Origin of the sequence: Actinophytocola sp. (genome assembly GCF_049647105.1) — a bacterium.
Taxonomy (GTDB): Bacteria; Actinomycetota; Actinomycetes; order Mycobacteriales; family Pseudonocardiaceae; genus Actinophytocola.
Genome location: NZ_JBARWZ010000294.1, coordinates 76,178 through 88,449 on the forward strand (window position 1 = coordinate 76,178; position 12,272 = coordinate 88,449).

The 12,272-nt window shown below is 70.0% G+C and carries 11 protein-coding genes; all 11 read right to left on the minus strand.

Annotation, left to right across the window (positions count from 1 at the left end; genetic code table 11):
• Window positions 1-104: 104 nt before the first annotated feature.
• The 11 genes from WBA97_RS35580 to WBA97_RS35630 all read right to left on the minus strand — a co-directional run bounded on the left by WBA97_RS35580 (window position 105) and on the right by WBA97_RS35630 (window position 12,162).
• Window positions 105-1,385 (minus strand): acyl-CoA dehydrogenase family protein, encoded by a 1,281-nt coding sequence (locus WBA97_RS35580; protein ID WP_424235403.1) that lies wholly within the window; start codon window positions 1,383-1,385, stop codon window positions 105-107.
• A 245-nt stretch (window positions 1,386-1,630) separates the two neighbouring features.
• Window positions 1,631-4,528: an FAD-dependent oxidoreductase gene (locus tag WBA97_RS35585; RefSeq protein WP_424235404.1), complete on the minus strand. Its 2,898-nt coding sequence runs from the start codon at window positions 4,526-4,528 to the stop codon at window positions 1,631-1,633.
• Complete coding sequence (locus tag WBA97_RS35590) at window positions 4,525-5,364, minus strand: ferredoxin (RefSeq protein WP_424235405.1); 840 nt, start codon at window positions 5,362-5,364, stop codon at window positions 4,525-4,527. The genes WBA97_RS35585 and WBA97_RS35590 overlap by 4 nt, the downstream gene beginning before the upstream one ends.
• Entirely contained in the window at window positions 5,361-6,086 is a 726-nt protein-coding gene (locus WBA97_RS35595; protein ID WP_424235406.1) for a DUF4142 domain-containing protein, read from the minus strand. The genes WBA97_RS35590 and WBA97_RS35595 overlap by 4 nt, the downstream gene beginning before the upstream one ends.
• A gap of 628 nt (window positions 6,087-6,714) precedes the next feature.
• Window positions 6,715-7,413 carry an anti-sigma factor family protein gene (locus tag WBA97_RS35600; RefSeq protein ID WP_424235407.1) on the minus strand — a complete coding sequence of 233 codons (699 nt, stop codon included), beginning with the start codon at window positions 7,411-7,413 and terminating at the stop codon, window positions 6,715-6,717.
• Window positions 7,410-7,958: a sigma-70 family RNA polymerase sigma factor gene (locus WBA97_RS35605; protein ID WP_424235415.1), complete on the minus strand. Its 549-nt coding sequence runs from the start codon at window positions 7,956-7,958 to the stop codon at window positions 7,410-7,412. The genes WBA97_RS35600 and WBA97_RS35605 overlap by 4 nt, the downstream gene beginning before the upstream one ends.
• 94 nt (window positions 7,959-8,052) lie before the next feature.
• Complete coding sequence (locus WBA97_RS35610; RefSeq protein WP_424235408.1) at window positions 8,053-8,829, minus strand: ubiquinol-cytochrome c reductase iron-sulfur subunit; 777 nt, start codon at window positions 8,827-8,829, stop codon at window positions 8,053-8,055.
• Entirely contained in the window at window positions 8,829-9,515 is a 687-nt protein-coding gene (locus tag WBA97_RS35615) for a DUF6529 family protein (RefSeq protein WP_424235409.1), read from the minus strand. The genes WBA97_RS35610 and WBA97_RS35615 overlap by 1 nt, the downstream gene beginning before the upstream one ends.
• A gap of 94 nt (window positions 9,516-9,609) precedes the next feature.
• Window positions 9,610-10,329: a hypothetical protein gene (locus tag WBA97_RS35620; RefSeq protein ID WP_424235410.1), complete on the minus strand. Its 720-nt coding sequence runs from the start codon at window positions 10,327-10,329 to the stop codon at window positions 9,610-9,612.
• Window positions 10,330-10,410: 81 nt separating this feature from the next.
• Window positions 10,411-10,851: an MmcQ/YjbR family DNA-binding protein gene (locus WBA97_RS35625; protein WP_424235411.1), complete on the minus strand. Its 441-nt coding sequence runs from the start codon at window positions 10,849-10,851 to the stop codon at window positions 10,411-10,413.
• A gap of 153 nt (window positions 10,852-11,004) precedes the next feature.
• Window positions 11,005-12,162 (minus strand): 4-hydroxybenzoate 3-monooxygenase, encoded by a 1,158-nt coding sequence (locus tag WBA97_RS35630; RefSeq protein WP_424235412.1) that lies wholly within the window; start codon window positions 12,160-12,162, stop codon window positions 11,005-11,007.
• Window positions 12,163-12,272 lie beyond the last annotated feature (110 nt).

Consider the following 12,272-nt stretch of genomic DNA (forward strand, 5'->3'; position numbering starts at 1 on the left):
ATGCCCTGAGAGGCGCTTTCGGGTCGTTCAGCGTCCCGAAAAGCGCCTCTCAGGGCATCACGCCTGTCCTCGGGCGCCGGGCCGTGCGGGAACCAACGAGCCGCCTACCGGTGCCACCAGCGGGGCGAGTCATTGTTGGTCATGGGTTCATCGGCGGTGCGGGGCCTGTTCAGCAGCCCGCTGCTCGCGCGGAGCTGGTCGGAGAACCGCGCCGACCACTGGTCCCGGTAGGTGCCGAGCGCGACCTCGGCCAGCCGGATCCGCTGCACGTCCGACGTGCCGGCGGGTGCGTAGATGTGGTTGGCATCGCGCAGGAAGCGCTCGATGTTGCTGCCGGGGTACAGTCCGTACGCCGCGTGCACCTCCATCGCGGTGCGTGCACTGTCCAAAGAGGACTCGACGTTGAGCAGCTTGGCGCTGATCAGCTCCGCGTCGCAGGGCAGGCCCTCGTCGAGCAGGTACGCGGCGTGGTACGCGGCAAGCCGCGCGGTCATCAGCTGGGACTGCATCTGCCCCAGTTTCTGTTTGACGGTGGGGAGTTCGGCGAGGGGCGCGCCGTAGCGCTGCTGTGCCGTCGCGAACTCGACGGTCTGCTCCACGATCGCGCGGTGGATGCCGAGCGACACCGCGGTCAGGTTCGGACGGCCGTAGAGGACGCTCGACGAGTAGGCGACGGCGAGGCCGTCCCCCTCGGAGCCGAGCAGGTTTTCGGCCGGTACCCGACAGTTCTCGAAGATCAGTTCACCGAAGCTGAACCCGTGCAGCCCCATGGTGGGCTGGTGCTGGCCGAGTGACAGGCCCGGGGCCGTCGACTCCACCAGGAACGCGGACAGCCCGCTGGAGCCCCGTCCGGTCCTGGCGACCACCCCGTGCAGATCGCCGACATGGCTGTTGCCGACGAACACCTTCCTGCCATTCAGGACGTATTCGTTTCCCACCCGTTCGGCGGTAGCGGACATGCCGAGAACGTGCCCACCGGATTCTGGTTCCGTCACAGCGATCGTCGGCATGCAACGGCCGTTGCCGACCAGGGGTAACCAGCGCCGTTTCTGCTGCTCATTGCCGAAGTGGACGATTTTCGCGACACCGAGCTGAGAGGCCTGGACCATTGCGCCCATAGCGCCGCTGACCCGCGACAACTCCTCGATGACAATCGTCTTCGCGAGGTGACCGAGGCCCATTCCCCCATACCGGGGGTCAATCGTGACGCCCAGCCAGCCCTGTCGAGCGATCAGCCTGGACATCTCGACATGGACGGACTTCGCCGCCTCCATGTCACCGACCCTCGGCGCGACCTTCACCTCGGCGAATTCCCGCACCTGTTCGCGCAGCTCTTCGTGCTGCGGCGTGGTGAAATAGCTGGTTGTCCGGGTCGCGATGCTCACTGGACGGCCCCCCGATATTTCGTCACAGATCAACACGGACTCCCTTTAGGTTGTGTGCGGTGCACAACCTTGCCACTGTCATAACCCGAGCGGTACCACCTTAATGGTGACGAGAATTACCCGCAACGACGGCCCGACTACACCAAGTGATCGTTTTCGCGGATAATTGTCTATAAAGGACAGTCCGCGTGCCACCCGTCGAAACGGGACGGCACGCGGACTGTGTCGGTCAGCGTTGGTGGAGGTCAGGCGCGCCGCCGACCTCCGGAAGCCCGGACAGACCGCTCCACGGCGGGCATCTGGTCATAGGAGTCCTCTGGGCCGAACCGCTGCCGGACCAGGTAGTCGTCCTCCGGCCTGCCGTGCTTGGGAGGCCGGTCGAACGAGTCGTCCATGCTCGGCAGGGCCGGCGTGAGCCGGATGCCGCTCAGCGCGGGATCCATGCTCTGGGAGACCCGCTCCTCGGCCCGGCGCCGCGCGGCCCGGCCACCGTTGGTCGGCCCGGCCGTGTTGTGCCTGGCCGCCCGGCGCGGTGGCATCCCCTCGATGGAGGTCTCGTCCGCGCTGCCCAGCACCGGAGCCACCGGGTCGAGCGACTCCCTGGCGCCACCCATCGCCGCGAACGGGTCCTCTGAGCCGCGTGCCGTGGCCTGTCCGAAGGCACCGTCGCCACTACGAGCAGGCCGCCGCCCACGCGAGGAGTCCGCACCGCGGCGGACAGGCGGCATGGCACCGAAGGAGTCCGAAGAACCACGCGCGGCGGACGGCCGCGCATCGGCCCCACGCCGGGCAGGCGGCAGCGCACCGAAGGAATCGTCCGCACCACGCCGAACCGGCGGCATCGAGTCGAACGAGTCCGAAGAACCACGACGAACCGGCGGCATCCCGCCGGAGGAGTCCGCCGCGCCGCGCCGGGCCGGGGGCAGCGCACGGCGCACATCGTCCGCACGTCGCCGGATCGGCGGCATGGAGTCGAACGAGTCCGAAGAACCACGCCGCGCGGGCGGCATGCCACCAAACGAATCCTCCGCGCCGCGGCGGGTGGGAGGCATCCCGCCGAAGGAGTCCGACGCGCCACGCCGGACCGGCGGCATGGAGTCGAACGAGTCCGACGGACCGCGCCGGACGGGCGGCATCGCGCTGTAGGAACTGCTCGGGCCGTTGCTGACCGGCGGGATGCCGTCGACGGTCGTGGCGGAGACCGCCAGCGGGTCGTGGAACTCCGGGGGCCGGACGTGCCCGTTCGCGTCGAGGAGCGCCATCTGACCGGTGACGTCGATCGCGAGGTCGTCTGGCGCGTTCAGCCTGCCGCTCAGCGGCTCCGGGACGCCATTGGCGGAGCGGAACCGCGGTGGTGCGATCCGGTCGGGTTCCGACGGCACCGGGAACCGGCCACTCGTCGCGGGCCCCAGTGCGAGGCGGCCGTTCTGCGGCGCTCCGACGGGCGGCACCGGACGGCCATTCAGCGGCGTTCCCGGCGGCGGCGGCACCGGCGCGCCGTTCGCCCGCGTTCCTGGCGGCGGCAGGACCGGCGCACCGTGCACCGGCGTGCCCGGCGGTGGCGGCGGGACGGGCGCACTGTTCACCGGCATGCCCGGCGGCGGCAGGATGGGAGCGCCGTGCACCGGCATTCCCGGTGGCGGCGGGACAGGCACACCGTTCATCGGCATACCGGGCGGCGGGACCGCGCCACCGCGTGGCGGACGGACCTTCACCGGCAGCATGCGGCTGAACGAGTCCACGACGTTCTTCGGCCGCCCGGCGGGCACCTGACCGGCACCGACGCCGACCTGACCCGGTGGCTCCTCCACGTACGCGATCTCGTGGTCGCGCTTCTCCTCGCGCTGCGGCTGCTTGTCCTTGATGGGCAGCTGATGCCTGCCCTTGCCGCGCTTCGCCGCCGCACCGGCGCCGCCAACGGACACCGCGGGTGTCGGCTCGGCGGGCGTACGCGGCCGTGGCGCGGGGTTCTGCCTGCTCACGCTGTCGGTCCATGCCAGCACGGACGACGGGCAGTCCAGGCCGACCACCCCCATCAGGCGGCCTTCGTTGGAGTACCCGTACACGGTGCCGGTGCCCTCGTCCGGCGTGCCGAGCGTGATGATGTCCTTGCCCAGCTTCGGCATGCCCGCGGCCTGGATGCGGATGCCGTACTGCTCGGTCCAGAACCGCGGCATCGGCGTGAACGGCTCCGCGGCGGTGCGGCCGGCGAGCAGGCTCTCCGCAGCGGCCCGGCCCATCTCGACCGCGTTCAGCCAGTGCTCGACGCGCCTCGGCACGTTGTCGAACCGCAGGTTGGGCCACTGCGCCACGTCACCGGCGGCGACCACGTCCTCTGCGCCGACGACGTGACAGGTCGGCTCGCAGACCACGCCGTTGTCCAGCGGCAACCCGGAACCACGCAGCCAGCCGGTCAGCGGCACGGTGCCAGCCGCGATCAGGACGCACGACGCGAGCAGGGTGGTGCCGTCGGTCAGCTTCAGGCCGATGCCCTCCGGCCCCGGCGCCCACTCCTGCACGGAGTTGCCCAGCGCCAGGTCGACGCCGTGGTCGCGGTGGAGGTTGGTCAGCCACTGGCCGAGCTCGGGGCCGAGGACGTTGCCGAGCAGGGTGTCCTGGCGGCCGATGAGCGTCACCTCGCGGGAAAGGTGGCGCAGGCTCGCCGCGAGCTCGCAGCCGGTGAACCCGCCGCCGACGACCGCGACGCGGCCCTTCGTCGAGCCGATGACGCGTTCTAGGTCCATGCCGTCGGACATGGTGCGCAGCACGAGCACGCGCGGGTCGTAGTACGGCAGGTCGTTGGGGCGCTTGGCTTCCACGCCGGTCGCGATGACGAGACCGTCGTAGGTCAGCTCCTCGCCGCCGGGCAGGTGCAGGACCTTGTTGTGCGGCACCAGCTGCCGGACCTGCGTGCCGAACCGCCACTTCGCGTTGAGGTCCTCGTACGCGGGGAGCGTGAGGTCACTCGTCCGCAGCGTACCCATGAGCAGCTGCTTGGACAGCGCGGGCCGGTGATACGGCGGCTGTTTCTCGTCGCCGAGGAGCATGATCTCGCCCTCGAACTTGAGCTCGCGCAGCCGCTCCGCGGTGCGCAGACCGGTCAGGCCGGCGCCGACCACGACGATCCGTTCGTCCCGGTTCATCGGGTGCGTACCTCCTGCAACTGGATGGCCTGCATGGGGCAGGACCGTGCCGCCGCCTGCGCTTGGGCACGGCTGTCGGTGTCGGGGTCACGGACGTAGCGCAGCCGTCCGTCCTCCATGAGCTGGAACAGCTGCGGCGACTCGGCCTGGCAGATGCCGTACCGCTTGCAGCGCTGGTTGTCGACGCTGACCTGCACCTTCCGCCCGACGCGCGGGCCGGGTGGCGGAGGTTCGACGACGGCCAGCTGTGTTCCGGTGGTGGCGGGCGCCGCCGCGAGCAGCCCGGCGCGGATCAGCACCTTCGGTGGGAGGAACCGGAGTGCTGTCAGTGTCACCGCCGGGGTCAGCACCGTGATGCCGCCGAGCCACAGCAGTGCGAGGTGGCCGTTGGCGATGGCACCGAACCACGAGTGCACGACCACCAGGCCGAGCGCGATGTACGCGAGCTGGTGGAACCGCAGCCAGTTGCGGTAGCGGATGAACCGCCGCATGCCGGTGGTGATCGTGATCGCGATCATGATCTCGAGGCCGAGGATGCCGAGCGCGTGCCGGAACCGGCCGCTGAACGGCACCGAGATACCGAAGATGTCCAGGCCCTGCTCCCGCAGCAGCAGGAACACGATCGCGTGCGTGATGCCCGTCGCGAGCGTGAAGATCGCGAGGATCATGTGCGCGGAGCGGATGGCCTGATGCCCGGTGAGCCTCTTGATCCAGCCGGTCGCGGTGAGTACGCCCCAGCACAGGGTCAGGCACATGAAGACGTAGGAGGCCCTCGCCGACAGGGCGGCGACCTCGCGGATGCCGATGTCGTGTTGTGGCAGTGCGATCGCGATCATTCGGCGGACCCGTGTGCGCTGAAGGTTCGCACGATGCCGATCGTGGCCGCCGCCATCAGTACGGCGACGAGACCGGCGAGCAGTAGGTCACCACGTGTCAACGTGTTCTCCGGATAGGTGGTCTGGCGGGCCGCGGCCTCGGCGAACATGCCGTGCTCGACGGTGACGTGACCGGTGCCCTCGAGCAGGGTCATGTGCTTCATCACGATCTCGTTGGCCTGGGAGGCGAAGTCGCGGATCACCGGGTTGCGGGTACCGGACCGCACCTCGGCGATCAGCCCGAACACCGTGCCGTGCGCGGCGCGGAGCCGGTCGGCGAAGGTGTCGTCGAACTCCTCACCGGTCTTGCTCGAGATCTCGTTCATCCACCCCTGTGTGGACGACGACGGCTTGTCGGGCAGCCGCACACCGAACTGGTCCGCCAGCTTGTTGACGGCGACGTCGAGCTTGGTGTGGTCCTGGGCCAGCACGGTGCCGGTGTCGCGGACCGCCTGCGAGTTGCCCCGTTCGGCGGCGAGCTTGCCCATGGGGACCTCCCACAGGTTCGCGAAGTTGATCACCGTGAGGAACTCGCGGTCCAGGGGTGCGAGCACCTGCTGGGCCTGCTGTGCTGCCGGTTGAGTCTGGCTCGCGCTCGCCATGGCGACGCCCACCGCTGGGCAGGCGGCACCGATGACCACGAGGAACGCGGCGACGGACCAACGGACAATTCTGTGACGCATGGTTCTGTTCACCTGCGACTCAGTTATTTCCCATTTCGAGTTGCCCGGTTGTTTTTGGCATACCCTGGGTGTCGCCGTACTCGCTGCCCGCGCCTTCGCGCAGTTGGCAGCCACTGAGGAGGAGCGCGGAGATCGTTGCCAGTACAGCTAGTCCGGCAACTCTAGAGCTCGGCATCCTCATGGATGAACTCCTCTGCAGTAGATATCAGAACGATTAAGCCGCGTCAAGGTTTTTGTTGCGGGCACGCCTCGTTGCAAGTCCTACCCGTATATACGTTTGGTAACGGCGGCAACGTTCAGCTCACCCACATGGAGATGTGTGGCGTGGGTCACATTGACGAACCCTGCGGTGGTCCTGCGTCGTTGCGGCTGCCGGACACGCGGCGGTCAGCGCGGTCAAGCAGGCGCGTGAACTGCGAATACTCGCTGGACGACCGCGCGGTCGAGCGAGGCGGCCATCGGGCTGGGGCGGCGCGGCGGGGCAGACGGCCGTGGGAAGGCCGGCGACGGTACGCGACCTGGCCGCCGCCAAACGGGTGTGCGCCCCCCGCCGACGGGAGCAGCGCACGACCGGGCGCCGGATCGCGCCATGATCATCAGGGGTGGGGACCGCTGACAGTGTCTCGGGTCAGAGCGGGACCGAGACCATCGTCTCGCCCTCTTGGGTCCGGATCTCGATGGCCCGCACCTCGTCCGGGGGCAGCAGGGCGGTGCCCTCCAGGATGGTGCCCTTCGCCGAGCCCTCGTCGGAGACGAGCCAGCCGCCTGCCAGGATCGCGTCGCCGTCCTTCGGGATCACGTACATCTCGCAGCGCAGACCCGACGCCAGGCCCGTCACGGTCGCGTTGACCCAGACCCAGCCCTTCTTGGGCTCCAGCGCCACGGTCATCGAGGTGCCGGTCTCGGCGTCGGTGGCCTCCGCGAGGCGCGCGTTCGTGGGAAGAGTGGGGGTGGTCGGCGGCGGGGCGGCGACCGGTGTGGACACGGTCTCGCGGCCGACGAGGATGCCGCCGCCGAGTGCGACGGCCACCGCGACGGCGGCCGCGACCGCGATCCCGGCCGACATGCGGCGTGGTGCCGGTGCCTCGGTGCGGACCTGGCGCAGGGTGCGCCGCAGCAGGAGGTCGCCCTCCTCTGGCGGGCCGTCGACGAACGCCTCCGGGGGCACCTGGTCCAGTGCGCGCCGGATCATCATCAGCTCGTTGACCTCGCGCTGGCAGTCCTGGCAGGACACCAGGTGCTCGTGCACCATGCGCGCCTCGACGGGGTCGAGCGCACCGAGTGCGTAGGCGCCGAGCTGAGCCCGGTCGTGCACGGGACCCGTCACCGGCGCACCTCCCCCGAATGCCCAAGCGTCGCCCGCAGCGCGCGGACCGCGTGATATGTCCTCGATTTCACCGTACCCGGCGCGATCCCCAGTACGGCGGCGGTCTCGTTCACCGTCCGGCCGCGGTAGTACACCTCGACGAGCACCGCCCGGTGCTCCGGCGAAAGACCCTCCAGCGCACCCATCACGGTCATCGTGTCGACGACGGTGTCGGCGTGGTCGCGCTGGGCGGCCGGCACGTCGATGGGCTGGTTGACCTCGGTCGGCCGGGCGGCGCGAGCGCGGGCCCGGTCGGTGACGAGGTTGCGCGCCACGGTCAGGAGCCAGCCACGCACGGAGCCGACCCCGGACTGGAGTGCGTCGGCGTGCTTCCATGCCCGCAGCAGCGTCTCCTGCACGACGTCCTCAGCCGCGGCGCGGTCCCCGGTCAGCCGGGTCGCGTAGTCGAGCAGGCTTCGGCCGTGTTCGGCGTAGAGGGACTTGATGAGGTCCTCGGCCGGGTTCGAGGCGCGCGTGCGCCGAGAACGTCTGCCGATCATTGCCACGGCCGCCATCACCTGCCCGAGTGGCCGGTCGATGAGCAGGGTACTGGATGCTACTTCGCTCACGACTGGAACACGTTTGTGAACCGAGTTCGGTTCATGCCAACGAGATCTGATCTCCGGTCACCTTAACGGCAACCGATGGCAGGGGGGCGGACGCGGGTCCCTGTGACACGGATCCGTCGAGCCCGAACTTGCTGCCGTGGCAGTTGCAGTTGATGGTGCCACCGACGACGTCGTTGACGACGCAGCCCTGGTGGGTGCACACGGCCGAGTACGCGCGGAACTCTCCCGGCGACGGCTGGGTGATCACGACCTGCTGGGCCTGGAGCACCGCGCCACCGCCGACCGGGATGTCGGCCGTCGACGCGATCCCCTTGGGCGCGGCGGTGGTCTCCGGCTTCTCCGGCGGCGCGGGTGGCTCCGTGGTGGCCGGTTCGGTGGTCTCCGGCGCGGCCGCCGCGCCGGTCACCAGGTCACCGCTCTCGTTGACGCTGACCTCGACCGGCGGCAACGGGAGCGTCGCGGGGCCGGTGGTGACCGAGCCGTCGAGCCCGAACTTGCTGCCGTGGCAGTCACAGTTGATGGTGCCCGCCGCGACGTCGTTGACGACGCAGCCCTGGTGCGTGCACAGGGCGGAGAAGCCCTTGTACTCACCCTGGGCAGGCTGGGTCACCACGATCTTCTTGTCGCGGTACACGACCCCGCCGTTGATGGGGACGTCGATGGCCTTGCCGAGCACCTGGGGAGGTGCGTCGGGGGCCGTCTTCGCCTCGGGTTGCGCGGCAGGCGCGCCGTACCGGGTGCAGGCCGCGCAGGCGGCGCCCACGACAGCGAACCCCACCGCGGCGCGGCGGGGGATCTCGTGACTCATCAGAGACTCACCCCGAACTCGGAGAAGAACCAGAGGGAGGACGTCACCCACAGGCCGACGAGCGCGGTGAACACGGCCGCGCCGACGACGGGCACCGCCCAGCCGGGCGTGCGGGACCGGGTGAGGACGACCATCTTGCAGACGAACAGGCCGTAGAAGAAGCAGCCAAGCAACGAGTGCAGCAGCACCCGGGTGTCGAAAGCCTGGAAGCCAAGGGCATAGAGGCAGTGCGCGGCGACCGGCAGCGACACGATCACCGCGACGCGGCCCGACCAGCGGTGCAGGACCGCGGTGCCGTGGCCCGCGGTGAACCCGGGCAGCCTGCCCCACATCGCCATGGCGGACAGGACCTGCACGATGGCGAGCACGAACGCGACGGAACCCAGCCACGCCTTGGCGTGCAGGCCGTCGGAGAAGCCCGCGAGGTTCAGCGCCTCGCCGGTGGGCTCGTGCGCGCTGCCGTACACCCCCATGGCGACGGCGACGAGCGCGCCGATCCCCAGCGCGGCCACGACACCCCGGATGTTGGCAGGCTCCCGCCGGTAGTCATCGTCATCGAACTCCACCGGCGCGACGTTGGTCGTGGTCTCGTTGAGCCAGTGCTGCGGCACCGGCTGGGTGAGGTCGGAGTCGAGTGGTGGACCCATCGGCCCGAAGTCCGGCGGCTCAGGCGGTCGCATGGTCATGGGAGTCTCCTTGTTGCTGCCGGAGCACGACGCCCCGGCACCCTCTTTCGCATCCCCGGTTCCCCCGCGGAACCGGGTGGCAGGAGCCGGCCGGTCAGCCGAACGTGGTCTCCCCGGAGACCTTCTCGGCGCCGACCCGCTTGCCGTTGATCGTGACGGCGCCCTTCGCCGGGTCGAGCGGCGGCGCGGGCGCGGTGCCGGACGCAGAACGGGCGACGCCGACCTGTGTGCCGTCCGGCAGGATGATCCAGCCGATCGTGGTGCCGTCACCCTTGCCGCGGTAGACCCCTGCCGGTGCCGGTGCGGCGGCGACGCTGAACTGTTGCTGCTGTCCGGCGATCGTGATCGTGCCGTTGAGGGTCTCGCCGACCAGCTCGCCGGTCAACGTCGTGGCGCCGTCCTTGGACTTCAGGTCGACCGTGCCCTCCACGGCCGAGCCCTTCAGCCACGACTCGACGTTCGCGCCGTCGCACAGGTACGCGGCGGCCTCGTCACCCTGCACCGCGACCGCGACCGTCAGCGGACCCTCGGCCGCCGGGCCCGCGTAGACCGCGTCGGGCGGGAAGGCCGGGTTCGGTGGCGCCGGCGGTTCGGTGGTCGACGACGCGGGCGGAGGCGGCGGCTCGGTCGTCGTGACCGGTGGCGCCGCGGGCTCGGTGGTGGTGGGTTCCGTGGTACCGGTGGCCGCGACCTTTTCCTGGTCCGGCGTCGTGTTGCCCGCGGTGACGAGACCACCCGACGCGTTGGCCGCCATGAGACCGACGAGACCAGCCACCACGACGACGGCGGTGACCAGCGGACCGCGCTGCGCCATGACCTTCTCCTGTCCAATACGTATGCCGACAATGAGCCGAGAACCCGCTCGAGGGATACACGTACCGCCCAGTGGCTCGGTTCAGTCGGTCTTTTCGGGCACGATTTCGGGCGGTCCGCCGACGCGCAGCCGCGTCACCAGCTTCTGGGGCGCCCGCAGGCAGTAGCTCTCGGTGAGCAGCTCGGCGACCTCGTCCCAGTCGGCGGCCGGTTCGACGACCATGCCGACGATCTGCGGGTGCCACCTCGGTTTGTAGAACGGGTGGCCGGTGCCGACCAGCGCGGCGAGCTCGTCGCCGGAGGAGCGGAAGGTCAGTACGGTGGCGTCGCCGACGTAGGGCGCCTCGCGGGCGTAGGCGGGCGGGTACTCGTCGCTGATGCCGAGGACGTGGGCGAAGGTCTTCTTGCGGACCATCCACCGGGTGCCGACCCAGGCCTGTTCCTCGTACACATCGGGGAGAGCCATGCACACCACGCGAAGCCGGTCGAGGACGTCGTCGGGCACGTCGGGACTGTCCGGCATCGTCGCCTCCCGGAATTGTCGGCGCGGAGTGTAGCGGCGGCAAGGGCACGACCCTTGCACAGTAACCCCTAAGAGGGTTATATCTGGGGTTATGCGATTCGTCCTTGCCGCGCTGGTGGTTGCCGTCCTCCTCGTGGTCGCGTTCGTGTGAGGTCAGAAGCCGATCGGCAGGCCCGCGTAGTTCTCGGCCAGCCCCCGCGCACCGGCCTCGCTCGACGCCACCCACCGCAGCTGTGACAGCTGCAGCTGCCGGTCGAACGGGTCCTCGGTCGCGTGCAGCATCGTGGTCATCCACCACGAGAAGTGCGTGCAGCGCCACACCCGGCGCAGCGCGGTGTCGGAGTACTCGTCGGCGAGCCGGGAGTCCCTGTTCCGCAGCAACGCCGCCAGCGCGGGAGCCAGCAGCGCCACGTCGGCGACCGCCAGGTTCAGCCCCTTCGCACCGGTCGGCGGCACGATGTGCGCGGCGTCGCCTGCCAGGAACACCCTGTCGCGGCGCATCGGGGCCTGCACGAGGCTCCGCATCGGCAGCACGCTCTTCTCGGTGATCGGCCCGCGCTCGAGCCGCCAGCCGTCCTGCCCGTGCCCGAGCCGGTCGGACAACGCGTCCCAGATCCGCTCGTCCGGCCAGTCCCCGATGTCGGTGTCGGCGGGAACCTGCAGGTAGAGCCGGGTCACCGTGGGCGAGCGCATCGAGTTGAGTGCGAAACCGTCCGGGTGCCATGCGTAGATCAGCTCGTCGGTCGACGGCGCAACGTCGGCGAGCACCCCGAGCCAGGAGTAGTCGTACGTGCGTTGCCACGTGGTCCCCGGCACCGCGTCGCGGGTCGGGCCGAACGAGCCGTCGCAACCGACGACCACGTCCGCGTCCACCCGCTCCGGCCCGCCGTCGACCGTGAAGGTGACGTACGGGTCGGCCGGGTCGTGCACCTCGGTGTCCCGCACGTCGTAGACCACCTGCCTGCCCGCCGCGTCGCAGGCGCGGCCGAGGTCCTTCTGCACCTCGGTCTGCCCGTACACCCACACGCTGCGCCCGACCAGGTCCTGGAAGTCGAGGTGGTGGCGCTCGCCGGGCCACTGCAGGTGGATCCCCCGGTGCTCGTCGCCCTCCAGCGTGATCCGGTCGCCGAGCCCGGCCGATCTGAGCAGCTCCACCGTCGAGTGCTCCAGGATGCCCGCGCGGATGCGGGACTCGACGTACTCGCGGGTGCGCGTCTCGACCACGATCGACTCCACGCCATCGGCCGCGAGCAGGTGGGACAGCAGCAGACCCGCCGGGCCCGCGCCGACGATGGCGACCTGGGTTCGCATGCACCCCAGTCAATACCGGCGGCGGGGTGCACACAACACGTCGTCTTCCACTCAGTGAAAATCCAGGTAGAGGGCGCGCGAATAGGGTCGGTGGATGCCCGTCCCTATTC